Origin of the sequence: Halomonas aestuarii (assembly GCF_001886615.1) — a bacterium.
GTDB classification, from domain to species: domain Bacteria; phylum Pseudomonadota; class Gammaproteobacteria; order Pseudomonadales; family Halomonadaceae; genus Halomonas; species Halomonas aestuarii.
In genome coordinates this window covers 926,639-951,370 of record NZ_CP018139.1, presented here as the reverse complement: position 1 = coordinate 951,370, position 24,732 = coordinate 926,639, and the positions used below count along the sequence as shown (strand labels likewise).

The window sequence follows — 24,732 nt, the reverse complement described above, 5'->3', positions numbered from 1 at the left end:
CCGAGGCGCCATTGAGGCGTCAGTCGTCCGAGAACACCACGGGGGGCAGGGGCGAGCGGTTCACCGTCAGCGAGAAGAGGTCGGGCCGGGCATAGTGGCCGCAGACATCCAGCGAGCGGCGGGCCCGATGGGCGGTCTCGACCTTGATCTCGGCATAGAGGATGCCCTTCTCGCGGTCCAGCGGGCCCGCCACCACCTCGCCCGACGGCGCGATGACCACCGCATGGCCCACGTTGATCCACTCCTCGGGAGTGAAGAGCCGGTCGCGCTCCGGGAAGGACGCCGGAATGTCGCTGCCCTGGAGGGCCGTGGCCGTGCCGATCACCCAGCATCCCCCCTCCCGGGCGATGTGGCGCAGGCTGGCGAGACAGGCATCGCTCGAGTCCCAGGTCGGGTTGATGAAGATCTCCAGGTCCTGGGCATAGAGGGCATAGCGCGCCAGCGGCATGTAGCTTTCCCAGCAGATCAGGCAGCCGAGTCGCCCGGCGGGGGTCTCGACCACCTTGAGCCCGCTGGCATCGCCCATGCCCCAGACCATGCGCTCGGGATTCGTCGGCATCAGCTTGCGGTGGCGGTTCAGCAGGCGGCCATCCGGGCCGATCACCACCACGCTGTTGTAGAGGGTGGTGCCGCTGTAGCGGCGGTCGATCTCGGTGAGGCCCGTCACCAGGGTCACCCCGTGCCGCGCGGCTGCGTCCTGCAGGGGCTGGAGGGTGTCACCGTCCAGATCGACGGCATTCTCGCGCAGCCGGGCGTGCAGCTCGCTGGTGAGCGCCATGTCGCCGCCCGGCGAGAGTCGCCAGATCCAGGTCGGATAGCCGGGGAGGTGGGCCTCCGGAAACACCAGCAGGGTCGCCCCGGCGCCGACTGCCTCGTCGATGGAGGCCAGCATCTGCTGCAGCGTCGCGTCACGCTGCAGCAGGACCGGAGGCTTCTGGATCACCGCGACGTTCGTGGCCATGGCAGGGTCCTCGTGCGCGGTGCGGGCGCCGAAGGGCGCTTGTCACGGGCACTGTCCTGACCTTCACTATAGCGGCGCGGGATGGGGCGCGCCGTGATTGGAGGAGGGCGGCAAGGTCCATGCCCCCGGCCGGGCGTCAGGGACAGCTGTCGCCGATCAGCAGCTCGGTGGTCATCAACCGGGATTCGGCGGGTTCCATGCCGAGGATCATGCGCGCGGCGATGCGCCCCTTCTCGGTGCTGTCCTGGCGGACGGTGGTCAGGCGGGGCGCGCGATACTGCCCCTCGGCGATGCCGTCGAAGCCCGTCAGGCGTAGGTCCTCGGGAATGCGCAACCCGCGCTCCTCGGCCAGGGTCACCGCCGTGAGGGCGATGCGATCGGACATGCACAGCAGCAGGTCGGGGCGCTGGTCGTCCGGCAGGTCGAGGATCTCCTCTATGACCGGCGTGCAGACGTCGAAGGTGTTTTCCTCGATGTTCCACATCGGCACCTCGTCCGGGTCGATGCCGGCCTCTACGAAGGCGCGCTGGAAGCCGGCGAGTCTCGCGCGGGTGATGGTGCGGTCGGCCGAGAGCAGCGGCTGGTCGTCCGTGATGCGGCCGTTGCAGGGCTGCTCGGTCAGCCGCAGGTTGATCACCGCGGGGCGTCGCGGCGGCGTCTTGAGGGCATGGCGGGCGATGGCGAAGCTCGCCGGCTCGTTGTCGACGTGCACCTTGGCATGGCCCTCGAGGCTGAAGTCCACGGCCACCACGGGGCGCTCGGGGGGAGGTCGGAGAGCAGCCTGATGCTCGGCATCAGGCCATAGATGATGAAGCCGTCGGCGATGCTCGAGGCGCCGGGCACGCTGGCGCTGCTCTGTCGACCCGAGAGCAGAAGCAGCGTATGGCCCCGGGTGTCGAGCACCTCGGCGATGCCGGAGAGCAGCTCGCTGGAGACGGCATCGTTGAGGCTGTAGGTGAGGCTCTCGGCGAGGATCACCGCGATGATCCGCGAGCGGCCGGTGCGCAGGCTGCGGGCCATGGCATCGGGGCCCGAATAGCCGAGTCGCCTCGCCTCGCTGAGGATGCGCTCGCGAAGCTTCGGCGAGAGCTGGTCGGGCCGGTTGAAGGCGTTGGAGACGCTGGCGGTGGAGACGCCGAGCTCGCGAGCCAGGTCCTTGAGCGTGATGCGACGTGGCGGAGTCAAGAGCTTTCCTTGCTAGGCAGTGCAGCGACTAGGATACCCACTGACCGCGCGACGGGACAGCGTCGATGCCCGGTCGTCCGGATCGCCCCTGCCGGACGACCCGCGGGCCGCCCGACAGGAGGCGACGCCCGTCAGGCGGCTTGGCGGGTCGCGCCGACCGACAGGGCCTCGTCCCGGGCGTTGAACAGGTGCACGTGCTCGAGGTCCGGCACCAGGGCGACGTCCTGGCCGATCTCCCAGCGGCTGGGGGCCTCGCTGCGATGGATCAGCAGGGTGTCGCCGGCCCTGGGCTCGAGATAGACATAGACCTCGTTGCCGAGATATTCGACGTTGACGATCTCGAAACGGTTGTCGCCCCGGGGCTCGTCCAGGCGCAGGTGCTCGGGCCGCACGCCCAGTGTCAGGTCGGCCCCGGGGGTCTCGCTGCGGGCGTCCTGGGGCAGGGCCAGCTCGCCGAGGCCCGTCGCCCTGACCGTACAGCCTTCCCGGTCGCCGTTCACCAGCTCGGCCGGCAGGAAGTTCATGGTCGGCGAACCGATGAAGCCGGCGACGAATCGGGTGGCCGGCTGCTGGTAGAGGGTCTGGGGGCTGCCGACCTGCTCGATGCGACCGTCGCGCAGCACCACGATCTTGTCGGCCAGCGTCATGGCCTCGACCTGGTCGTGGGTGACATAGATCATCGTCGAGCCCAGGCGGTGGTGCAGGCGGGCGATCTCGTTGCGCATCTGCACGCGCAGCGAGGCATCCAGGTTGGAGAGCGGCTCGTCGAACAGCAGGATGCGCGGCTCGCGTGCCATGGCGCGGCCCATGGCCACCCGCTGGCGCTGGCCGCCGGAGAGTTCCTTGGGCTTGCGGTGCAGCAGCTCCTCGAGCTGCAGGATACGCGCGGTGGCCATGACCCGGTCCTCCACGGTCTCCTTGGCCATCTTCGCCAGCTTGAGGCCGAAGGCCATGTTCTCGTACACCGTCATGTGCGGGTAGAGGGCGTAGGACTGGAACACCATGCCCACGCCGCGCTCGCGGGGCGGCAGGTCGTTGACCACGCCCTCGGCGATCCTGAGTTCGCCGTCGCTGATCGACTCCAGCCCGGCGATCAGGCGCAGCAGGGTGGACTTGCCGCAGCCCGAGGGCCCGACGAAGACCACGAATTCGCCATCGGCCACCTTGAGGTCAACGTCCTTGATGATGTGGGTCTGGCCGAAGACCTTGTTGAGCTTTTCCAGGGTCACGCTTGCCATCTTGCGACTCCTCGCCGGCCTCTCGGGCCGGCTTTCTTGTAGGGGGTTATCGGTCGAGCTGCAGATAGGCGGCCTGGTAGGCCGGCAGCGTCAGGGTGTCGCCGTCGAGCGCCGCCGCGAAGCCGTGTCCCTGGAGCGGGATTCCGGGCCGGGGCAGCGTCGTGCTGCGGGTCTCGCCGCCGAGGTTGAAGACGCACAGCAGCCTCTCCTCGTCCGTCTCGCGGATGAAGCCGAGCAGCTCCTCGCCGACGTCGACCAGCGAGAGCGCGCCGTCGACCAGCGCCGGGTGGGCCCGGCGGAAGGCCAGCAGGCGACGGGTGGCGTTGAGCACCGAGTCGGCGTCGTCCTGCTGGCGCTCCACGGCGAGCGGCAGGTGGCGGGATTCCACCGGCAGCCAGGGCTCGACGGGGGAGAAGCCGCCCTGGGGCGCGTCTTGCCAGGGCATCGGGGTGCGGCAGCCGTCGCGGCCCTTGAACTCCGGCCACAGCACCTTGCCGTAGGGGTCCTGGATGCGCTCGAAGGGCACCTCGGCCTCGGGCAGGCCCAGCTCCTCGCCCTGGTAGAGGCAGACGCTGCCCCGCAGGGAGAACAGCATCGCCAGCGCCACCTTTGGATAGGCGACCGGGTCCTCGTTGGCACCCCAGCGGGTGGCACTGCGCACCACGTCGTGGTTGGAGAGCGCCCAGCAGGGCCAGGCATCGCCGGCCAGGCGCTGGAAGCGCTCGATCACCTCGCGGATGTAGCCGGCCGAACGCGGGGCGTTCAGCAGGTCGAAGCCATAGGCCATGTGCAGCTTGTCGCCGTCGGCGGTGTACTCGGCCATGCGCTCGAGCGGGTTGTCGTCGCCGATCTCGCCCACGGTGGTGGTGCCGGGGAACTCGTCCATCAGGGCGCGAAGGTCCTTGAGGAATTCCAGGTTCTCCGGACGACTCAGGTCATACACGTGGCGCTGCCAGGTGTAGGGGTTGGTGTCCGGGGCGCCCAGGGTCTTGGCCTCGCCCTTGGGCACCGGCGGGTTGTCGCGCAGCTCGGGGTCGTGGAAGTAGAAGTTGACGGTGTCGAGACGGAAGCCGTCGACGCCGAGTTCGAGCCAGAAGCGCATGTTGTCCAGCTGGGCTTTTCTGACCTCCGGATGGTGGAAGTTGAGGTCCGGTTGCTCGACCAGGAAGTTGTGCAGGTAGTACTGGCGGCGCCGGGAGTCGAATGTCCAGGCCGAGCCGCCGAAGATCGACAGCCAGTTGTTGGGCGGCGTGCCGTCGGGCTTGGGGTCCGCCCACACGAACCAGTCCGCCTTGTCGTTGGTGCGGTCCTGGCGGCTCTCCTGGAACCAGGGGTGCCGGTCGGAGGTGTGGCTGATCACCTGGTCGATCATCACCTTGAGGCCCAGCCCATGGGCGCGTTCGAGCAGCGCCTTGAAGTCCGCGAGGGTGCCGAACATCGGGTCGACGTCGCGGTAGTCGCTGATGTCGTAGCCGAAGTCGAGCATCGGCGAGGTGAAGAAGGGCGACAGCCAGATGCCGTCGACATGAAGGCTCGCCACGTAGTCGAGCTTCTCGGTGATGCCCGGCAGGTCGCCGATGCCGTCGCCGTTGCTGTCCATGAAGCTGCGCGGGTAGATCTGGTAGATGACGCCGCCGCGCCACCAGAAGGTGTTGTCTTGCATCTTGGCTTCCATCGATGACATGAGGCTTATCCCTTGACCGCGCCGGCGGTGAGGCCGGAGACGATGCGGCGCTGGAAGATCATCACCAGAATGACCAGCGGCACCGTGACCGTGACCGAGGCCGCCATGATCGGCCCCCAGGGCAGCTCGTGCTGGCTGCCGCCGGAGATCAGCGCGATGGCCACCGGCACGGTGCGCTGACTGTCGGTGAGGGTGAAGGTCAGGGCGAACAGGAACTCGTTCCAGGCGGCGATGAAGGCCAGCAGGCCGGTGGTCGCCATGGCCGGCCACATCAGCGGCAGGAACACCCGGGTGAGGGTCACCCAGGGGGTGGCGCCGTCCATGATGGCGGCTTCCTCGAGCTCCATCGGCAGCTGACGCATGAAGGTGGTCAGCACCCAGACGGTGAAGGGCAGGGTGAAGATGGTGTAGCTCAGGATCAGCCCGCCCGGGCTGTTGTAGAGGTTCAGGGTGCGGATGACCTCGAACAGGCCCGAGAGCACCGCGACCTGCGGGAACATCGACACGCCGAGCACCACCAGCATCACCGTGGTACGGCCGCGAAAGCGCACCCGCCCCAGCGCATAGGAGGCGGTCACGCCCAGCAGCAGGGCGATGAACACCACGCTGATGGCGACCAGGATCGAGTTGCCGATGGCCTGCACGAAGCTGTCCTGGGCGAAGATCTGCACGTAGTTTCCGAAGTCCACAGAGGAGAGCCAGTAGTCGACCTGGAAGAGCTCGCTCGAGGGCTTCAGGGAGGTGATCACGGCGTAGTAGAAGGGGAAGATGGCATAGACCATGATCACCGCGATCAGGGCCCACTTGCCGACCTGCTTGCCAAGCTTGATCTGCTGATATCGGTTCATTCGTCGACTCCCAGCTGGCGGCGACCCAGATAGAGATAGAGGATGGTCACCAGCGCGATGATCAGGAACAGCAGGGTCGAGGCGGCACTGCCGTAGCCCACGTCCTGGAACTCGACCAGCTGCTGGCGGGCGTAGATCGACATGGTCATGGTGTTGGTGGAGTTCGAGGTCAGCACATAGATGACGTCGAACACGCGGAGGGCGTCGAGCAGGCGGAAGATCACGGCAACCAGCAGGGCCGGGGTAATCAGCGGCAGGGTGACGCGGAAGAACACCTTGACCGGGTGGATGCCATCGACCTCGGCGGCTTCAAAGCAGTCCTTGGGCAGCATCTGCAGGGCCGCCAGTACCAGCAGGGCGACGAAGGGAATGGTCTTCCAGACGTCGACCATGATCACCGCCCACATCGACAGCGAGGCGTCGGCGGTCCAGGCCAGGGGCGCATCGATCAGCCCCAGGGTCATCAGCAGGTGGTTGATGATCCCGAACTGGTCATTGAGCATCCAGGCCCACATCTTGGCCGAGACGATGGTGGGAATGGCCCAGGGAATCAGCACCGCGGCACGCACCAGCATGCGCCCCCTGAACTCGGCGTTGAGCAGCAGGGCGACGATGATGCCGAACACCACCTCCAGCGACACCGACACCACCGAGAAGAACAGGGTGTTCCACACCGACTGCCACCACACCGGGTCGGTGAGGATGCCGTACCAGTGGCCATCGTCGAAGACCAGGTAGTTCTCAATGCCGATCCAGGCGGCGCCGGTGGTATCCGACAGCGAGGCGTCGGTGAAGCTGAGGAAGAAGGTCCGCATCAGCGGCCAGCCGGCCACCATCGCCAGGGTGATCAGCATCGGGATCAGGAACAGCCAGGCGGCGCGCACCCGCTGGCGGCGGACCTTGGTGCCGCGATAGCCCGCCGTGCTGGAGCGCCCCGGCAGGGGGGCGCTTTCGGTTGCAGGAGTGGACATGACGACCTCCGGTTACCAGCGACGACGCTTGATGCGGGACAGCTCGCTGTCCAACTGGGACACGGCCTCTGCGCCGGTCTGGTCGCCGGACAGCACGCTGTGGGCGGCATTGAAGAAACTGTTGCTGACGCGGCCGTAGTTGTCGCCGGTGGGGGCGGAGGGGCGGGCGACGGCGTTGGTGAAGGTGTCGTAGAGGGTGCCGAAGAAGGGCACGGCCTCGAGCACCTGCTCATCCTCGTAGAGGGCCGCCAGGGTGGGGTTGTAGGCGCCCTCGATGGCGCGACGCCTCTGCTCGGCCTCGGAGGTCAGGAAGGCCACCAGGTCGGCCGCGACCTCGGGGGACTCGGTGTACTTCGAGACCGCCAGGTTCCAGCCGCCGAGGGTCGCGGCACTCTCTCCCTCTGGCCCATGGGGCAGCTTGACCACGCCGACCTTGTCGCGCACCTTGCTGTCCTCGCTCTGGGCCAGCGACCAGGCATAGGGCCAGTTGCGCATGAAGACCGCATTGCCGGACTGGAAGACCCCGCGGGCCTCCTCCTCGGTGTAGTTGAGCGCGCCTTCCGGCGTGATGTTGCCGATCCAGCTCGCCGCCAGGTCCAGCGCCTCGGCGGCCCTGGCGTTGTCGATGGTGATCTCGCCGTCGGCATCGACGATGGTGCCGCCGCCGTAACTGGCGATCCACTCCAGGGCGTTGCAGGTCAGGCCCTCGTAGGCGCGGCCCTGGAAGACGTAGCCCCACATCCCGTCGTTGCCGGCCTCGCGCTCGGCGGCCTGGATCTCGGTGGCGATCTTGGTCATCTGCTCCCAGGTCTCGGGGGCCTCGACGCCGTGCTCCTCGAGCAGGTCCTTGCGGTAGTAGAGCACGCCGGCATCGGTGAACCAGGGCATCGCCACCAGGCGGTCGTCGACGGTGTTGTTGGCGACGATGGTCTCGAAGTGGCCGCCCGCCGCGTCCTTGCCCAGCGCCTCGTTCAGGTCGAGCAGGTGGTTGGCGAGCAGCCCCGGCCACACGACGTCGATCTGCATTACGTCGATGTCGCTGGACCGGGCGGAGAGGATCTGCTGGTAGAGCGAGAGGCGTTCGGTTGAGGAGTTGGGGGTGGAGACGATGTTGACGGTGTGGCCCGTCTTCTCCTCCCACGCCTCGACGCCTTGCTCGCACAGGGCGAGCTCGGCGCCCACCGCGCCGCAGGAGATGGTCAGTTCCTCGGCCTGGGCCTGGCTGGCGCTGGCGGCAGCGCCGGCCAGGGCGATGGCCGAGATCAGGGTCTTCTTGAGCATGCTGGCTTCCTCGTCGCTTGTTGTTGTCGATGGGACGAACCGAGGGTCGGTCCCGCCGGCACCCAGGGCACCGGAGAGTCGTTCGACCCCTGGACTTAAACGATTAAGTTCGTGCCGCCAAGGTAGTCGTCGCCCCCGTCCGACATCAACCTAGACGTTGGTCGCAGGCGGTCACGCCCCGGCGATGCAGGCTTGGGCCGTCATGCCACCTCATGGCCCCGGGTGGCCTCCAGCAGCGCGTACCACTCGCGTCGGGAGAGGTTCAGCCCGGCCTCGTCCCTCAGGGTCTGGATGCGGGCGGGCTTCAGGGTGCCGATCACCGGCACCGGCGCGCCCGGCAGGTGGCGCAGCCAGGACAGGGCCACCCCGGCCGGGCTGACCCCATGGCGGGCGGCGACGGTCTCCAGGGCCCGGCCGGCCTGCCCCTCGAACAGCTCGCCACCCCCCAGTGGTGACCAGGCCATGGGGGCTAGGCTGTCCTGGCGCAGCGCATCGAAGTGGCCATCGAACAGCGGATTCGAATGGTTCAGAGAGAGTTGCAACTGGTGGTGCCTCAGCGGCCGGGATAGCGCCGACTGGAGGCGACGCCACTGGTCGGGCAGGAAGTTGGAGACCCCCAGGGCCGCCACCTTACCGTCGCGCACGGCATCATCCAGCACCCGGGCGGTGGCATCGGCCTCCATCAGCGGGTCGGGGCGGTGGATCAGGAAGACGTCGAGACGCTCGACGCCCAGCCGCGACAGGGCGCGGTCGATGGCACCGGCCAGCCAGTCCGGCGAGCTGTCGTAGTGCTTGGTGTCCCCCCGGTCCATCCGGATGCCGGCCTTGGTGATCACCCGGACCCGCCTGGCCAGGCCGGGGCGGCAGCGCAGCGCCTCGCCGAAAAGGTGCTCGTTCTCGCCCTGGCCACCGTAGATGTCGGCGTGGTCGAACCAGTCGAGTCCCTGATCAAGGCGAGCCTCGATCCAGTCGGCCAGGCGCTCGGGAGCGTGAAGGTCGGGTGTCTCGTGCAGGCGCATCATGCCCAGCATGAGCGGGGGCGTGTCGGGACTCATCGCGTGTCCTCATGGGCGGTCAAACGAGGCAGGGTATGTCAGGACCGAGGATGATTTGTAGGTTTATTACGCAATTATTCGTTTTTTCTCGTCCGACTCTTAGACATAAGTTGTAATATTACAAAAACTTTTTGTGATCGACTTCTTTAACGATTAAGTTCGCGTTGGACCTTCGCGCCGGACCGTCTCCGGCACCCCGGGCATCCTGCCGTCGTGATGCCCCTGTCTCGACAACAACAAAGGACGACCATGAACGCTGTCAAGCTCAAGACGCCGCTCGCCATCGCCATCGCCGCCGCCGGCTTCACCCTGGCCGGCACCGCCAACGCCCAGTCCAGTGACCTCGAGCAACGCCTGGCCGAGCTGGAAGCCCGCATTGCCGCCGCCGAGCAGCGCGCCGATGCGGCCGAACAGCGCGCCGAACTCGCCGAGCAGCAGGCCGAGGAGGGTCTCTCGCAGGAGGAGGTCGAGGAACGCCTGGCCAGGGTCGAGCGCCAGGCCAGCGGCGAGGAGGGCTTCTCCTTCAACGTCTATGCCCGCTCCGGCCTGCTGCTCGGCGAGGACGGCAAGAGCGCCGAAGGGGGGCCCTACCTGACGCCGGCAGGCTCCCAGGGCGGGGCCGTGGGTCGCCTGGGCAACGAGCCGGACACCTATGCCGAGGCGATCTTCAATTACAAGATGCGCTTCGATAACGGCGCCAAGGCGCGCTACACCACCATGTTCGCCGACGGGGTGACCACCAGCAACGACTGGACCGCCGACGAATCCAACCTCAACGTTCGCCAGGTCTATGCCGAGTTCAGCGACCTGCCGAGCTTCACCGGTGCCTTCGAGAACGCCTCCCTCTGGGCCGGCAAGCGCTTCGATCGCGACAACTTCGATATCCACTGGCTCGACAGCGACATCGTCTTCCTGTCCGGTACCGGCGCGGGTATCTACGACATGCAACTGGCCGACAGCTGGACGTCCAACCTCTCGCTCTACGGCCGCAGCTTCAGTGACTTCCCCGTGACGCGCGAGACGCCGGACGATACCGGCAGCACCGACAACCTGATCCTCACCTCCAACAACTACTTCGGCAACTGGCAGTGGATGCTCAACGGCATGTCCGCCGCCGACAACGACGACCGCGTCATCGCCCCCGGAGAGACCGCCGCCGATAAGGGCGTCCACACCATGGTGGCCTACCATGGCGACAGCTTCTTCGGGATCAACGACGGCAGCTTCAAGGCCGCCGTGCTGCACGGCCAGGGCCTCGGCGCCGAGGTCAAGGGCCTCGGCTCCGACGGCAAGCTGACCGAGGACGCCACCTCGACTCGCCTGGCCCTCTACGGCACCACCTACCTGGCCCCCAGCTGGCGCGTGGCCCCGGCGATCCTCGCCGAGACCAGCGAGGACCGCTACGTCGACGGTGACCAGTATGACTGGGTGACCCTCAACGTGCGCCTGGCCAACGAGCTGACCCAGAACTTCGAGATGCAGTACGAGGCCAGCTACCAGTGGATGGACCTCGACCCCCAGGGGTACAACAGCCGTAACGCCGTCGAGGGGGACTACACCAAGTTCACTATCGCTCCGACCTTCAAGCCCCAGGTGGGCGGTTTCTGGCAGCGGCCCGAGATCCGCGCCTTCGCCTCCTGGAGCGACTGGGACGAGGAGCTGAACGCCTACGCGGGCGACGATTCACTGGGCAGCGAGGACTTCACCGGCAGCCAGTGGACCTTCGGCGTGCAGACCGAAGTCTGGTTCTGATGGCCAGGCCCGGCGCCTGACGGGCCTGCCTCGTCTGCTGTTCCGATCCTTGCCCGCGGCCGTGATGGCCGCGGGCTTTTTCTCGTCCGTCCCATGCCGCGCCTGCGGGAGGGCCATGGCCCTCCCGAGGGCGGCCGGAAACGACAACGGCGACGCCATGGGCGTCGCCGTTGTGGGGATGAGCCGGCGTGATCAGTCGGCGCAGCGCTCGTCCCTGTCGGCGCGGTGGCTGTGCCGATGCCCCTTGCTGCCATGGTGCCGGCCATCTCGGGAGGAGAGGAGGGCGCGCATGTCCGCGATCTGCTCGTCGCTGAGCAGGCGGGTGAGCGTCGCCTGATGCTCCTCGCGCAGCTCGCGCATCGCCTCGCGGCGCGCCTCACGGGAGTCGACGTCGCCCTCGCGCAGGGCCTGCATGTCGGCATAGATCGCCTCACGCGCCTCGCGAAGTGCCTCGCGTTTGGCGTCCGGGAGCTGCCAGGAATCGACCAGGGCGTTCATGCGCTGCTGCATGGCTTCGCGGCGCTCGGCGCGACGTTCCTCGCGCATCTCCCGACGGGCGGTGTCCAGGGCCTCCCGCTGCTGCTCGCCGAGGATCTCGTCCATGCGCTGGCGGTGCTGCGCGCGCAGTTCTCGGACGGCCTCGCGATGTTCGGTGCGGGCCGCTTCCAGTGCCTGGCGGGTCTCGTCGTCGATGCTGGCCCGGTCGAGGAGGGCCTGTCGGTGCTCCTGACAAGGCCGGAGTCCGTCGTGCCAGCAGTGGTGGCCGTCGTTACCGGACGAGGCGCTGGCCGAGAGCGCGAGAGGGGCGATGGCCACGGCCAGCAGGGCAGGGGCGAGCAGGGTGCGGGTGAGTGAGCGTCTCATGGCAGGACTCCTTGGGGACCCAGGCGGGCCGGGGCGGACGTTGCCAGTCTCGTCGCTCGGGGTGCAAGCGGCATTCAGCGACGGTGCAAAGGCCGTGCATCCGCGGAGACTCACTCCTCCGGCTGATACTTGTAGCCTACCCCGTAGACCGAGCGGATCACCTCGCGTTCCGGCCAGGTCTCGGCAATCTTGCGGCGCAGCTTCTTGACGTGGCTGTCCACGGTGCGCTCGGAGACGATGCGGTGGTCGCGGTACATGTGATCCATCAGCTGCTCGCGGGTGAAGATGCGACCCGGCGAATGCATCATCACCTTGAGCAGCTGGAACTCCACCGCGGTCAGCCCCAGGTCCTGGCCATCGGCCAGGGCCCGCCAGCCCTCCTCGTCGAGGACCAGGTCGCTGCCGCCGGCGGTGGCGGGGTCGCTGGCCGCCCGGCTGCGCCGCAGCACGGCCTTGATCCTTGCCACCACCTCGCGCGGGCTGAAGGGCTTGCAGATGTAGTCGTCGGCGCCGAGCTCCAGGCCGAGCAGGCGGTCGACCTCCTCGACCCGGGCGGTCAGCATGATGATGGCGATGCCCGGCCAGCGCTGGCGGACCTCCCGGCAGAGCGTCAGACCGTCGGTGCCCGGGAGCATCAGGTCGAGCAGGATCAGCTCGGGGCGCGTGGAGCGGGCCTCGAGCCAGGGCAGCACGGCATCGCCGTGCGCCAGGTGATGGCTGGTGAAGCCGCTGCCCTGCAGGTAGTCGGCGACCAGGCGGGCGATCTTGGGTTCATCCTCGACGATCAGGACCTGTGCCTGATCGAGGTCCTGGTGGCTCATGTCGCGTCCTCCGTGAGCGTGTGATCCTGGATGGCGGTGAAGGTCAGGGTCCAGCATAGCCCGCCGAGCGCGGAGGGCGAGGCCTCCATTCGGGCGCCGTGGGCGCGGGCCAGGGCCGTGGCGATGGACAGCCCCAGGCCGCTGCCGCCACTGGCGCGGTTGCGGGACCCTTCGACCCGGTAGAGTCGCTCGGTCAGTCGCGGCAGCTCGGCGTCGGGCACGCCTGGAGCGCTGTCCTCCCAGGTCACCTGCACCCGGTCGTCATGGCAGGCCAGGCGTACGCGGAGTCGCCCGGGAGGCTGGGTATAGGCGCAGGTGTTGTCGATCAGGTTGTTCCACAGCTGGCGCAATCGCTGCGCGTCGCCGCGGATCCAGGCCGGCCCGTCGATCTCGCGCTCCAGGCGGATGCCGCTGTCGTCCAGCCAGCCGGTGGCCTCGTCGAGTCGCGAGGCGAGGCTCTCGGCCAGGTCCAGCGGGGCCAGCTGGACCTCCAGGGCGCCGGCATCGCTCTGGGAGAGCAGTCGCAGGTCGGCTACCAGGCGTTCCAGCTGGCCGACCTCCTGGGCCAGCGAATGCAGGTTGTCCCGGTCGAGGGCGCGGATGCCGTCCAGCATCGCCTCGATCTCCCCGCGCAGCACCGCCAGCGGCGTGCGCAGCTCGTGGGCGATGTCGGACACCCAGCGATTGCGCGCCTCGCGGCTGGCCTCCAGGGTGGCGGCCAGCACGTTGAAGTCATGGGCCAGGCTGGCGAGCTCGTCCCGGCCGTGCTCCGCCAGGCGGGTGCTGTAGTCTCCCTCGGTGAGACGCCGGGTGGCCTGGGCCATGCCGCGGGTCCGCCTTCCCAGCCACCAGGAGAGGCCGCCGGCCAGCAGCAGCGAGGCCAGCCCCAGCGCGGCCACGATGATGCCCAGGTTGCGCTGCTGGCGGGAGAGGAAGATGCGGTCCATCCGCGCCATCAGCTGCTGGGGAGGACGGTAGCCGAGGATGCCGACCTGCTCGCCTTCGCTCACGATGGGCAGCCAGCGCAGCTCGGCCGCCTCCTGGTCGCCGTCCGGCGGCAGCCCGATCACCGGCAGGCCGCCGGCGTCATGCAGCACGAAGTCCCTGGGGTTGCCGAGGCGCCGCTCGATGCCCTCCGGCGGCGGCGTGTCGCCGGGCCATAGCTGGCGTCGCACCAGGCGATGCCAGGCGCGCGGCGACTGGCGCAGCCACTGCCAGTCGCCGCGGCCCGCCCACTCCTCGGCGAGCCCCTCGGCCAGGGTCTCGGCGCGGCGGGTCTGGGTCTGGTCGAGGTACTCGATGAAGCCCTGGTCGAGGCTGCGTGAGACCGCCAGGAACACCAGCCCGGAGATGGCCACGTTGACCACCAGGATGATCGCGAACAGCTTGATGCCGAGTCGCGAGACGGCCAGGCGGGGGAGGCGTGGCACGCGCATGGGCAGGCTCCAGGGTAGAGGGGCGGCGGGACGATCGCCGATTGTCGCCGCTCGGCGTGCAGCCATCGGTCAGGCTCTGTGCAGGCAATGTGCAGGTTGTCGCCAGCCTCGCGCACTCCGAGGGTGGCGGCAAGGCCGCGCGCGCCTCACAGCGAGAGCAGGAAGAGGATCAACGGGGGCGACAGCAGCGAGAGGATGAAGCCCGAGACCACGGCTACCGGCACGCAGGCCACCCCCCCGTGCTGCTGGATCACCGGCAGGGTGAAGTCCATGGAGGTGGCGCCCCCGTAGCCGATGGCCAGCGCGGCATGGCGACGGATCACCAGCGGGATCAGCACGAAGGCGAGGAGCTCTCGGGCCAGGTCGTTGAAGAAGGCCACCCCGCCCAGCAGCGGGCCGAGCTGGTCGCCGATCAGGATGCCGGAGAGGGAGTACCAGCCGAAGCCGGCCGCCATGGCCAGCCCCTCGTTCCAGGTGAGGTCCAGCAGCGGGGCCGAGAGCAGGCCGCCCACCAGCGAGCTTCCGCCTAGGGTCAGGGCGATGGCCAGGCCGAAGCGGTTGAGCACGATCTGGCGCAGCGGCATGCCGGAGTTGCGCAGCTGGCAGCCGATCAGCCCCAGCAGGGCGTAGAGCACCCATTCCGCCAGAGCCTCGGCGGCGCCGAACAGGCCGCTGCCGGCCAGCCACTCCAGCAGTAGGCCGATCACCACGCCGGCCACGACCACGCCCACCAGTGACAGCGAGCCGACCATGGCGGCCAGCTTGCTGGTGGGGGCCCCGGCCACCACCGTCGAGGTGCCGGCGGTGAGGCCGAGCCGGTGGGAGAGCCACCCCAGCGCCACCAGGTTGCAGGCCGAGATCACCGCGAACAGCAGCAGGGCCTGGCCGCCCAGGCGCGAGAGCTGGCCGGCCAGGTTGTCGAGGCCGGCCAGGCTCACGCCCATCAGCAGCAGGATCACGTAGATCGAGGCGTTCACGCCGCGGTTGACCAGGGCCATCAGCCGGGCATCCTGCACCGGGACCAGATAGCCCAGCACCAGGGGCAACAGGACGATCAACAGACCGCTCAGCATCGCGTTTCCCTTACCGTCGGGGCCGCCGGCGGCGACCGAAAGCCGCCCACTCTAGTCAAATTCCCTTCGGGTAGGAAGCGCGCTCAGCGCGGGCCCAGGGCGAGCTCGGTCAGGGCCAGGCGGCTGCGGCGCTCGCCATCGCGCTGGTACTCCATGGCGAGCAGCAGGCCGGGCAGCTCGGGATGGAAGCTGAAGATCATCCGGCGACCCGGCTCGTCCGGCTCGGTAACCTCCACCCGGACCGCCTCGAACTCCCCGGCTGGCAGCGAGAGGTCGGTGCGGGAGAGGACCCGGTACTCGACCTCCTTCTCGCGGCCCCGGTGGTCCAGGTAGCGCAGTCGGCAGGGAGCGGCGCAGTCGGCCGCCGAGGCGCGTCGGGAGAGCTCGAACAGGGCGGCCTGGCGGTCGGGCAGCCCGTCCAGCGACTCGCGATCGAGCTCGTACTCCTTGCCGAACCCCATCAGGGTGTAGCCGCTGGCGTAGTGCAGCGAGCGGATGGCCGGGCCGGCGAGGAAGCGGCTGCGCTCGCTGCCCCGGGCCACCGCGATGTCTGCGCTCATCTCGCTTCGCCACTCCGCGCCGTCATGGGAGAGACGGTGCTCGATGGTGGCATTCGGCCAGCCCTTGACCTCCAGGCGGTAGCGGGCGTCGAAGGGGCGCGGCTCCATGGCGAGGGCGCTGCCGGCGGCCAGCAGCAGGAAAAGCGGCAGCAGCAGGAGGGCGGTGCAACGGCGCGGCAGTGATGGCATGACGGGGCTCCATGGCCTTCGAGCGGGCAGGGCTGAGAGTCCTCGCGGGCCTTGGGGTTCCCGGGAGTCCGCCGAAGTCCAGTGCCTCGGCGCGGCGGGGTGAGGCTGCTAGGCTTCCCCTGACAGGGTGGCGCTTCCGTCGCCGCCGCCCCAACGAGGAGACTCCCATGGCCAGACTCTTGCTGATTGCCGGTGACTATGTCGAGGACTAAGAGATCATGGTGCCCTTCCAGGCCCTGCAGGCGATGGGGCACGCGGTCGATGCCGTCTGTCCCGACAAGCGCGAGGGCGACAAGGTGCGCACCGCCATCCACGACTTCGAGGGCGACCAGACCTACTCCGAGAAGCCCGGACACGACTTCACGATGAACGCCACCTTCTCCTAGGTGGATGCCGGCGACTACGAGGGCCTGGTCGTGCCCGGCGGCCGCGCCCCGGAGTACCTGCGTCTCGACGAACGTGTGCTGGAAATGGTCCGCCACTTCTTCGATCATGACAAGCCGGTGGCCGCCATCTGCCACGGCGCCCAGCTGCTGGCGGCGGCGGTCTCCCTCGAGGGGCGCCGGGTCTCGGCCTATCCCGCCTGTGCCCCGGAGGTGCGCCTGGCCGGCGGCGACTTCGCCGAGATCCCGGTCGACCAGGCCGTGACCAGCGGCAAGCTGGTGTCGGCACCCGCCTGGCCCGCGCCCCCGGCCTGGCTGAAGCAGTTCGCCGATATCCTGGACTGAATCAGCCGCGGCCCGGTTTGACGACACTAGACGACTGGTCTATTCTGTCCGGCATGAAGACGCAAGCCACCCGTGACAAGCTGATCCAGATCGGCGCCGAGCTGATTGCCGAGCAGGGCTTCAACGCCACCGGCATCAACGCAGTGTTGAGCCGGGCAGGGGTCCCCAAGGGCTCCTTCTATCACTACTTCTCGAGCAAGGAGGCTTTCGGCCTGGCCGTGATTGATGCCTTCGCCGAGCAGTACGATGCCCGGCTGGCGGCCATCTTCCAGGACCCGGAGCTGACGCCGCTGGGCCGTCTGCGGCGCTATTTCGACGCGGGCAGGGCCGACATGCTCTCCTGCGACCACGCCCGCGGCTGCCTGATCGGTAACCTGGGGCAGGAGCTGTCGTCGCGCAGCGAGGTGTTCCGCGCTCGCCTCGACCAGGTGTTCCGTCGCTGGGAGCGTCATCTGGTGGCCTGCCTCGAGGAGGCGATAGCCGCCGGCGAGGTGTCGGAAGACCTCGACGTCGAGGTCTTGGCCGGCTTTATCCTGGCTGGCTGGCAGGGCGCCATGCTGCGCGCCAAGACGGCCAAGTCGCTGGTGCCGATGGAATCCTTCGAGCAGGTCCTGTTCCGCCACGTGCTGTCTCGCGAGGTTCCCGCGGTGATCTGACGCACGTTACCTCCCCGTCAGATTCGTGCGCCCTGTTCATAGTAGACTGGTCTATACGCGCGGCGCGAGCCTCATGTGACGGCCCGACATTCCCACGACCCCGGCCGGACCGGTCGGGGCCAACACCACGATTACCCTTACAGGAGACGTTTCCATGTCCGAGATCAACGGCAAGGTCGTGATCATTACCGGGGCCAGCAGCGGCCTCGGCGAAGCCACCGCCCACCGCCTGGCGAAGGCCGGGGCGAAACTGGTGCTCGGCGCACGCCGCGAGGACCGTCTGCAGGCCCTGCGTGACGCCATCGTCGAGCAGGGCGGCGAGGCGATCTACCACGTCACCGACGTGACCGAGCGCGACCAGGTCGAGGCCCTGGCGCAGTCCGCCAAGGAGGCCTATGGCCGCATTGACGTGCTGATCAACAACGCCGGTCTGATGCCGCTGTCGCCGCTCGACCAGCTCAAGGTCGACGAGTGGGAGCAGATGGTCGACGTCAACATCAAGGGCGTGCTCTACGGCATCGCCGCGGTGCTGCCGACCATGCGCGAGCAGCATGCCGGCCATATCATCAACCTCTCCTCCGTGGCCGGCCATGTGGTATTCCCCTCCGCCGCCGTCTACTGCGCCACCAAGTACGCGGTCAAGGCGCTCAGTGAGGGTATTCGCCAGGAAGGCGGCGAGGAGATCCGCTCCACCAACATCTCGCCGGGGGCGGTGGCGACCGAGCTCACCTCCACCATCAGCGACGAGGAGACCGCCAAGGGCGTGAACGAGCTCTACGAGATGGCCATCGACGCCGATGCCATCGCCCGGGCGATCGTCTACGCCATCGAGCAGCCGGCGGACGTCGACGTCAACGAGCTGATCATCCGGCCGACCAAGCAGCCGCTGTAAGCCCCTCGTCCGCCGAGCACAGCGGGCGGTCCCCGGCGGGTCGCCGCCGGGGCAGGCCATGTCATCGACACGACAGCGAGGAACGATCATGACGGACAAGACGCAGTACCAGCCTCCCCGGGTCTGGACCTGGGAAGGCGAGAGCGGCGGCAAGTTCGCCAGCATCAACCGCCCGGTGGCCGGAGCCACTCACTACCAGAGCCTGCCCATCGGCGAGCACCCGCTGCAGCTCTACTCGCTGGCCACGCCCAACGGGGTCAAGGTGGCCATCCTGCTGGAGGAGCTGCTGGCGCTGGGCCACCAGGGCGCCGAATACGACGCCTGGCTGATCCGGATCGGCGAGGGGGACCAGTTCTCCAGCGGCTTCGTAGAGGCCAACCCCAACTCCAAGATCCCAGCCCTGGTGGATCACGGCGGGGACGCGCCGCAGCGGGTCTTCGAGTCCGGCTCGATCCTGCTCTACCTGGCCGAGAAGTTCGGGGCCTTCCTGCCGCAGGAGACCGGCGCGCGCACCGAGACACTGAACTGGTTGTTCTGGCAGATGGGGTCTGCGCCCTACGTCGGCGGCGGCTTCGGCCACTTCTACGCCTACGCCCCGGAGAAGCTCGAATACCCGATCAACCGCTTCACCATGGAGACCAAGCGCCAGCTCGACCTGCTGGACCGCACCCTGGCCGAGCGCGAGTACATCGCCGGTGACGAGTACACCATCGCGGACATCGCCATCTATCCCTGGTATGGCGTCCTGGTCCAGGGACTGCTCTACGACGCCGGAGAATTCCTGTCCGTCGACGAGTACCCGCACCTGCAGCGCTGGGCGCGGACCGTCGCCGAGCGCCCGGCGGTCAAGCGGGGCCGCATGGTCAACCGCACCTGGGGCGCCCCCTCGGAGCAGCTGCACGAGCGTCACGCGGCCAGCGACTTCGAGACACGCACCCAGGACAAGGTCTAGCGGCGCGGCCTTCGGCTCGCCCGGAAAAGAGAGAGGGCACACCGCCAGGCGGTGTGCCCTCTCTCACGGTCCCTGCCATGGGAAGCCGCCCCATGGCGGGCGTCGTCGCTCAGGCGCGTGACGCGAGGCGCTCCAGGCCCGGGCTCAGCGTGACCGGGTAGTCGCTCTCGCCCGCCTCGAGGCGCCTGACGTCCTCGGGGAAACGCGGCAGCGCGTCCGCGACCCGCTCCCGGGCGTCGTCGGCCAGGGCCATCTCGGCCTCCACCAGCCGGCCGGCCTGCACCAGAGGCCGCAGCAGCGGTTCGCCGGCGTCGACGGGCTCGTCGCGCAGGGCGAGGATGTCGCCGAGGTAGCGGCCCCGGTCGTCCTGGCGGCGATAGAGCTGCTTGCGACAGGGCAGGTTGATCTTGCCCGGGGAGTGCTTGACGCGAGGTTCGCCCGCGTACTCCACCAGCTTGTAGGAGAGGTCGATCACCGGGGCGTCCGCCGACACCCCCATCTGGGTGCCCACGCCGAAGGCGTCGATGGGGGCCCCGTCCTCGAGCAGGGTGTCGATCTGCATCTCGTCGAGGCCGCTGCTGGCGACGATCTTCACCTCCTCGTGGCCGGCATCGTCGAGCAGCCGGCGCGAGCCCCTGGCCAGCTCCCCCAGGTCGCCGGAGTCCAGCCGGATGGCCTTCACCCCGAGTCCCGGCTCCTCGCGCATCAGCTCGACCACCTTCTGCACCCCCTCCAGGGTGTCGTGGGTGTCGACCAGCAGGGTGGTGCCGGGATAGTGGCGGGCGAAGGCGCGGAAGGCTTCCCGCTCGTTGCCGTGGGCGAGGATATAGCTGTGGGCCATGGTGCCGTTGAGCGCCAGGTCGTGGCGCAGGCCGCCGAGCACGTTGCTGGTGCCGGCAAGCCCCGCGGTGCGGTAGGCGCGGACCCCGCGCACCGCGGCGTCGACGCCGTGCATGCGACGCATGCCGAAGTCCACCACCGGCCGGCCCCGCGCCGCCATCACCACGCGCACCGCCTTGGAGGCCAGCACCGTCTCCAGCTGCACCAGGTTCATCATCAGGCTTTCGAGGAGCTGGGCCTGGGCGATGGGTGCCTCCACTTCCATCAGCGGCTCGTTGGCGAACACCGGCGTGCCCTCGGGCAGGGTCCAGATGTCCCCCTCGAAGCGCCATGTGCTGAGCCAGTCGAGAAAGTCCGGGTCGAAGAGCCCGGTGCCCGACAGTCGCGCCAGGGCGTCGTCGCCGAAGCGCAGCCGGCTGAGCAGCGCGGCGGCGTGCTGCTGTCCGCAGGCCAGCATGAAGCGGCGCGTCGGTGGCAGCCGGCGGAAGAAGAGGCTGAAGGTGGCCCGCTCGTGCATGGCCTCCTTCCAGTAGGCCTGGGTCATGGTCAGCTGGTAGAGGTCGGTGAGCAGGGCGAGCTCACCCTCCGCCACCTGAAGCGGCGCCGTCGACGTCATGGGCGGACCTTGGCGCCGGCGTCCGTTAGCTCGCAGCGGCAGTCATCCACGGCGTCGGGGTCCACCGGGGCGGTGAGGGCCTCCAGCAGCAGCACGTCGAAGCCCCTCCGACGGGCCTCCAGGGCCGTGGCCTTCACGCAGACGTCCAGCGCCAGGCCGCAGACGACCACCCGCTCGATGCCCTTTTCCTTGAGGTAGCCGGCCAGGCCCGTGCCCTCGAAGGCGGAGTAGGCGTCGGCATCGAAGGCCGTGGCCTTGCTGACGCGCAGGGTGTCGTCGTGCAGCGCGAGGTCGGGATGGAAGGCCGCCCCCTCGGTGTCCTGGACGCAGTGTACCGGCCAGGGGCCTCCGCGATGCGCGAAGCTCACGTGGTCGACGGGGTGCCAGTCCCGCGAGGCGACCACCAGGGCGCCGGCCGCCCGGGCCGCCTCGATCTCAGCATTGATGCCCGGCACCAGGGCCGCGCCGCCCCTGACCGCCAGGGCGCCGCCCTCGCAGAAGTCGTTCTGCATGTCCACGACGAGCAGCGCGTCATGGGGGCCATATTCCACATCCAGGGTCATCACTCACCTCCCGCAGGTCGTTGGGTGTCTCTTCTCAGGGTAGGGCAGTGTGGCGGTTGTGGCCGCGGTGGGGGTCGCGGGGCGCGCCCCGCTCAGTAACCGGCCTCCGGGTCGACGGTATCGATCGGCGCCCCCGCCTCGAAGGCCCGCAGCGCCTCGGCCACCTGGTCGAGCGCCGTCCCCAGCGGGGTGGGCCCCGCCATGTGGGGAGTGACCCAAACCCGCGGATGCGACCAGAGCCGGCTCTGCTCCGGCAGCGGCTCCTCGGGGAAGGCGTCCAGGATGGCGCCGCGCAGGCGGCCCTCCGTCTCGCTGTCCGGTTCGCTGCCGTGGTCCAGCGCCTCGAGCAGCGCAGCCTCGTCGATCAGGGTGCCGCGGCCCGGGTTGATCAGGCTGGCCCCCTCGGGAAGCCTCGCCAGGGCGGCGGCATCGATGACGTGGCGCGTCGAGGGGGTGTCAGGCAGCAGCAGGACCAGGCTCCTCACCCGGGCGAGCAGCGTCTCGAGCCCCTCCTCGCCGTGATGGCAGGTGATGTCCGGCAGCGACTTGGGCGAGCGGCTCCAGCCATGCACCGGGTAGCCGTCGGCGGCCACCATGGCCGCCACCCTGGCGCCGATGGCGCCCAGGCCCAGTACGCCCACCGGCCAGTCGGCCTTGTCGACCACCGCGTGTTCCCGCCAGTCGCGGCGATGCTGCTGGCGACGATAGCGATCGAAGTCGCGCTGGAAGTGCAGGATGCCGTAGCGGACATAGTCACCGATCAGGTCGGCCATGCCCGCGTCGCGCAGCTTGACGATGGGCACCCCCTCGGGCAGTCCCGGGTTGCCCAGCAGGGCGTCGACCCCGGCGCCGAGGTTGACGATGCCCTTGAGCCGTTCGGGCTCGCCGAGCAGCGCCGCGGAGGGCTTCCACACGGCGAGGTAGTCCGCCTCGCGGCGCTCTTCGGCCGGCGCGTCGCTCGTGATGACCTCGGCCTCGGGCAGGCGCCTCGCCAGGGCCTCCCGCCAGCGGTCGGCATCCTCGGTGTGGACCAGAACCTTCATGCTGTCTTCTCCGCCTTGTGCCTGACCCCCATCATGGGAGTCGGGGCGGCCGTGAACAAGCGCGACAGGCCCGAGGAAATGCTTGACCGCCCACCATGGGTAGGCAGTAACCTGCCTCCAAGGTAATCGACCGACTGCCCGGAACGACCCCGGCCCACGACCCGGTCGGCTTCGGCGGCGACGCGGCACCCGGCCCGGCCTTCTCGACGCAGAGAGGGCCGATTTGTTGATGATGCGATGGCGAGTGGCTTCATGATCCAGGTTTCCCTGCCCTTCACTCGTGAAGAATATGCGACCCGCCTGTGGAAGGTGCGCGCCGAGATGGCCAGCCGCGGCATCGACGTGCTGATCGTCAGCGATCCCTCCAACATGGCCTGGTTGACCGGCTATGACGGCTGGTCCTTCTACGTCCACCAGTGCGTGCTGGTCGGCCTGGAGGGGGAGCCGGTGTGGTACGGACGGCGAATGGACGCCAACGGGGCGCTGCGCACCTGCTGGATCGACCCGGACAACATCACCTACTACCCGGATTACTACGTCCAGAATCCGGACATGCATCCCATGGACTATCTCGCCCAGACCATCCTGCCCGACCGTGGCTGGCACGAGGGCGTGGTGGGCATGGAAATGGACAACTACTACTTCTCGGCCAAGGCCTACCAGTGCCTGCTGCGCGAGCTGCCCCATGCGCGCTTCATGGATGCCAACTCCCTGGTCAACTGGTGCCGGGCGATCAAGTCGCCCCAGGAGATCGAGTACATGCGGGTGGCGGCGAAGATCGTCGAGGGCATGCACACGCGGATCCTGGAGGTGATCGAGCCGGGCCTGCCCAAGAGCAAGCTGGTGTCGGAGATCTACCGGGTCGGCATCGAGGGCTGGCGCGACGAGCAGGGCAAGATCTATGGGGGCGACTATCCCGCCATCGTGCCCATGCTGCCTACCGGCTCCGATGCCGCTGCCCCGCACCTGACCTGGGACGATACGCCGTTTCGCGAGGGCGAGGGCACCTTCTTCGAGATCGCCGGGGTGTTCAAGCGCTACCACGCTCCCATGTCGCGGACCGTGTTCCTCGGCAAGCCGCCGCAGGAGTTCGTGCGTGCCGAATCGGCGCTGCTGGAGGGCATCGAGAACGGCCTGGCGGTGGCCAAGCCGGGCAATCGCACCGCGGACATCGCCATGGCGCTGGGCTCGGCCATGGACAAGTACGGCTTCGACCGCGGCGGTGCCCGCTGCGGTTACCCCATCGGCATCAGCTACCCCCCGGACTGGGGCGAGCGCACCATGAGTCTGCGCCCCTCGGACCTGACCGTCCTGCAGCCGGGCATGACCTTCCACTTCATGCCCGGCCTGTGGGAGGACGACTGGGGCCTGGAGATCACCGAGAGCATCCTGATCACCGAGACCGGCTGCGAGACCCTGGCCGACTTCCCCCGCCAGCTGTTCGTGCGCTGAGACCGTCGCGCGAGACCCTCGCGCCAGACAAGGAGAACCCCATGAGCAAACGACCCAGCCCGATCTCCGCCACCGTCGACTTCGAGGCCGACGGCGTGCAGCACGGCTTCCTGAAGCTGCCCATCTCCAATGACGAGTCGGCCTGGGGGGCGGTGATGATCCCGGTCACGGTGGTCAAGAACGGCGATGGCCCCACGGCGCTGCTGACCGGCGGCAACCATGGCGACGAGTACGAGGGCATTACCGCCCTGATGAAGCTGACCAGCTCCCTCGAGGCGGGCGACGTGCGTGGCCGGGTGATCATCGTGCCGATGATGAACGTGCCGGCGGCGATGGCCGGCAGGCGCACCTCGCCGATGGACGGCGGCAACCTCAACCGCAGCTTCCCCGGTGACCCGGACGGCACCGTGACCGAGAAGATCGCCGACTACTTCACGCGGGTGATGGTGCCGATGTGCGACGTGGTCCTCGACCTGCACTCCGGCGGCCGCACCCTGGACATCATCCCGTTCGGCGCCTCCCACGTGCTCGACAATCCCGACCAGCAGCGCCAGGCGCTGGAAGGGGCCAAGGCCTTCGGTGCCCCCTACGCCATGATGATGTTCGAGCTCGACGCGGCGGCGCTGTTCGACACCGCGGTGGAGAGCCAGGGCAAGGTGTTCGTTGCCACCGAGCTCGGCGGCGGCGGCACCTCCACCCCCGAGAGCCTGGCGATCACCGAGCGGGGCGTGCGCAACTTCCTGATCCAGTTCGGGCTGGTCCAGGGGCAGGTGGAGATGCCCGCCGAGCCCCAGGTCTACCTCGACATGCCCGATGCCAGCTGCTACGTGCAGAGCGAGCACTCCGGCCTGCTGGAGCTGACCCTGGCGCTGGGCGATGCGGTGCAGGAGGGGCAGGTGATCGCCCGCGTCTATGACATGACCCGCAGCGGCACGCCGCCCGTGGAGTACCGCGCCGAGCGCAGCGGCATCCTCGCCGCCCGGCGTTTCCCGGCACAGGTCAACATGGGTGATACCATTGCGGTGATTGCCGAGGTCGTCGACTCGCTCGGCTGAACAGGATATTGAGAGAC

23 protein-coding genes and 1 pseudogene are annotated in these 24,732 nt (G+C 68.7%); 7 read left to right on the top strand and 17 right to left on the bottom strand.

From position 1 onward, the window contains the following. Positions 1-19: 19 nt before the first annotated feature. From BOX17_RS04265 to BOX17_RS04230, 9 genes are all read right to left on the bottom strand, one after another. Positions 20-961, bottom strand: coding sequence for a carbon-nitrogen hydrolase family protein (locus BOX17_RS04265; RefSeq protein WP_071942211.1), 942 nt, complete (start codon positions 959-961; stop codon positions 20-22). Between the two features lie 136 nt (positions 962-1,097). Continuing rightward, the gene (locus BOX17_RS17140) at positions 1,098-1,712 is read right to left on the bottom strand and encodes a substrate-binding domain-containing protein (RefSeq protein ID WP_244272225.1); all 615 of its coding nucleotides are present in this window, start codon (positions 1,710-1,712) and stop codon (positions 1,098-1,100) included. Further along, on the bottom strand, positions 1,595-2,146 hold the full coding sequence (locus BOX17_RS17135; protein WP_244272223.1) for a LacI family DNA-binding transcriptional regulator: 552 nt from the start codon (positions 2,144-2,146) through the stop codon (positions 1,595-1,597). The genes BOX17_RS17140 and BOX17_RS17135 overlap by 118 nt, the downstream gene beginning before the upstream one ends. A 131-nt stretch (positions 2,147-2,277) precedes the next feature. Further along, a complete protein-coding gene (locus tag BOX17_RS04255; RefSeq protein WP_071942210.1) occupies positions 2,278-3,384 on the bottom strand; it encodes an ABC transporter ATP-binding protein in 1,107 nt (368 codons plus the stop codon). A 46-nt stretch (positions 3,385-3,430) separates the two neighbouring features. Beyond that, positions 3,431-5,047: an alpha-amylase family glycosyl hydrolase gene (locus tag BOX17_RS04250; RefSeq protein WP_071946639.1), complete on the bottom strand. Its 1,617-nt coding sequence runs from the start codon at positions 5,045-5,047 to the stop codon at positions 3,431-3,433. A gap of 26 nt (positions 5,048-5,073) precedes the next feature. Further along, the gene (locus BOX17_RS04245) at positions 5,074-5,916 is read right to left on the bottom strand and encodes a carbohydrate ABC transporter permease (protein ID WP_071942209.1); all 843 of its coding nucleotides are present in this window, start codon (positions 5,914-5,916) and stop codon (positions 5,074-5,076) included. Beyond that, positions 5,913-6,887, bottom strand: a complete 975-nt coding sequence (locus BOX17_RS04240; RefSeq protein WP_071942208.1) for a carbohydrate ABC transporter permease — start codon at positions 6,885-6,887, stop codon at positions 5,913-5,915. Before BOX17_RS04240 ends, BOX17_RS04245 begins: the two co-directional genes overlap by 4 nt. A 12-nt stretch (positions 6,888-6,899) precedes the next feature. Further along, positions 6,900-8,168, bottom strand: a complete 1,269-nt coding sequence (locus BOX17_RS04235) for an ABC transporter substrate-binding protein (RefSeq protein ID WP_071942207.1) — start codon at positions 8,166-8,168, stop codon at positions 6,900-6,902. A gap of 200 nt (positions 8,169-8,368) precedes the next feature. Then, positions 8,369-9,223 (bottom strand): aldo/keto reductase, encoded by an 855-nt coding sequence (locus tag BOX17_RS04230; RefSeq protein WP_071942206.1) that lies wholly within the window; start codon positions 9,221-9,223, stop codon positions 8,369-8,371. 249 nt (positions 9,224-9,472) lie between these two features. On the opposite strand from BOX17_RS04230, the gene BOX17_RS04225 reads away from it, so the two are divergent. After that, positions 9,473-10,975 carry a carbohydrate porin gene (locus BOX17_RS04225; RefSeq protein ID WP_071942205.1) on the top strand — a complete coding sequence of 501 codons (1,503 nt, stop codon included), beginning with the start codon at positions 9,473-9,475 and terminating at the stop codon, positions 10,973-10,975. Between the two features lie 192 nt (positions 10,976-11,167). Here BOX17_RS04225 and BOX17_RS04220 read toward each other — a convergent pair whose 3' ends face one another. The 5 genes from BOX17_RS04220 to BOX17_RS04200 form a co-directional block, all read right to left on the bottom strand. Continuing rightward, complete coding sequence (locus tag BOX17_RS04220) at positions 11,168-11,839, bottom strand: type 2 periplasmic-binding domain-containing protein (protein ID WP_071942204.1); 672 nt, start codon at positions 11,837-11,839, stop codon at positions 11,168-11,170. 110 nt (positions 11,840-11,949) lie between these two features. After that, positions 11,950-12,660 carry a response regulator gene (locus tag BOX17_RS04215; protein WP_071942203.1) on the bottom strand — a complete coding sequence of 237 codons (711 nt, stop codon included), beginning with the start codon at positions 12,658-12,660 and terminating at the stop codon, positions 11,950-11,952. Next, the gene (locus BOX17_RS04210; RefSeq protein WP_071942202.1) at positions 12,657-14,096 is read right to left on the bottom strand and encodes an ATP-binding protein; all 1,440 of its coding nucleotides are present in this window, start codon (positions 14,094-14,096) and stop codon (positions 12,657-12,659) included. The genes BOX17_RS04215 and BOX17_RS04210 overlap by 4 nt, the downstream gene beginning before the upstream one ends. Before the next feature lie 146 nt (positions 14,097-14,242). Further along, entirely contained in the window at positions 14,243-15,169 is a 927-nt protein-coding gene (locus BOX17_RS04205; RefSeq protein WP_071942201.1) for a LysO family transporter, read from the bottom strand. Between the two features lie 83 nt (positions 15,170-15,252). Continuing rightward, positions 15,253-15,918, bottom strand: a complete 666-nt coding sequence (locus BOX17_RS04200) for a hypothetical protein (RefSeq protein ID WP_071942200.1) — start codon at positions 15,916-15,918, stop codon at positions 15,253-15,255. 218 nt (positions 15,919-16,136) lie between these two features. On the opposite strand from BOX17_RS04200, the pseudogene BOX17_RS04195 reads away from it, so the two are divergent. The 4 genes and pseudogenes from BOX17_RS04195 to yghU all read left to right on the top strand — a co-directional run bounded on the left by BOX17_RS04195 (position 16,137) and on the right by yghU (position 19,146). Beyond that, a pseudogene (locus tag BOX17_RS04195) lies at positions 16,137-16,646 on the top strand (DJ-1/PfpI family protein). 53 nt (positions 16,647-16,699) lie between these two features. Next, a complete protein-coding gene (locus tag BOX17_RS04190; RefSeq protein WP_071942199.1) occupies positions 16,700-17,302 on the top strand; it encodes a TetR/AcrR family transcriptional regulator in 603 nt (200 codons plus the stop codon). A gap of 154 nt (positions 17,303-17,456) precedes the next feature. Beyond that, positions 17,457-18,194 (top strand): SDR family oxidoreductase, encoded by a 738-nt coding sequence (locus tag BOX17_RS04185; protein WP_071942198.1) that lies wholly within the window; start codon positions 17,457-17,459, stop codon positions 18,192-18,194. Between the two features lie 88 nt (positions 18,195-18,282). Then, positions 18,283-19,146: a glutathione-dependent disulfide-bond oxidoreductase gene (gene yghU / locus BOX17_RS04180; protein ID WP_071942197.1), complete on the top strand. Its 864-nt coding sequence runs from the start codon at positions 18,283-18,285 to the stop codon at positions 19,144-19,146. A 109-nt stretch (positions 19,147-19,255) separates the two neighbouring features. Here yghU and BOX17_RS04175 read toward each other — a convergent pair whose 3' ends face one another. The 3 genes from BOX17_RS04175 to BOX17_RS04165 form a co-directional block, all read right to left on the bottom strand. Beyond that, positions 19,256-20,602: a nicotinate phosphoribosyltransferase gene (locus BOX17_RS04175; protein WP_071942196.1), complete on the bottom strand. Its 1,347-nt coding sequence runs from the start codon at positions 20,600-20,602 to the stop codon at positions 19,256-19,258. After that, complete coding sequence (locus BOX17_RS04170; RefSeq protein ID WP_071942195.1) at positions 20,599-21,165, bottom strand: nicotinamidase; 567 nt, start codon at positions 21,163-21,165, stop codon at positions 20,599-20,601. The genes BOX17_RS04175 and BOX17_RS04170 overlap by 4 nt, the downstream gene beginning before the upstream one ends. 92 nt (positions 21,166-21,257) lie before the next feature. After that, a complete protein-coding gene (locus BOX17_RS04165) occupies positions 21,258-22,208 on the bottom strand; it encodes a 2-hydroxyacid dehydrogenase (protein ID WP_071942194.1) in 951 nt (316 codons plus the stop codon). Positions 22,209-22,460: 252 nt separating this feature from the next. On the opposite strand from BOX17_RS04165, the gene doeA reads away from it, so the two are divergent. Both doeA and doeB read left to right on the top strand, forming a co-directional pair. Next, positions 22,461-23,660, top strand: a complete 1,200-nt coding sequence (gene doeA, locus BOX17_RS04160) for an ectoine hydrolase DoeA (protein ID WP_071946637.1) — start codon at positions 22,461-22,463, stop codon at positions 23,658-23,660. A gap of 41 nt (positions 23,661-23,701) precedes the next feature. Then, complete coding sequence (doeB, locus tag BOX17_RS04155) at positions 23,702-24,715, top strand: N(2)-acetyl-L-2,4-diaminobutanoate deacetylase DoeB (protein WP_071942193.1); 1,014 nt, start codon at positions 23,702-23,704, stop codon at positions 24,713-24,715. Positions 24,716-24,732: the final 17 nt, after the last annotated feature.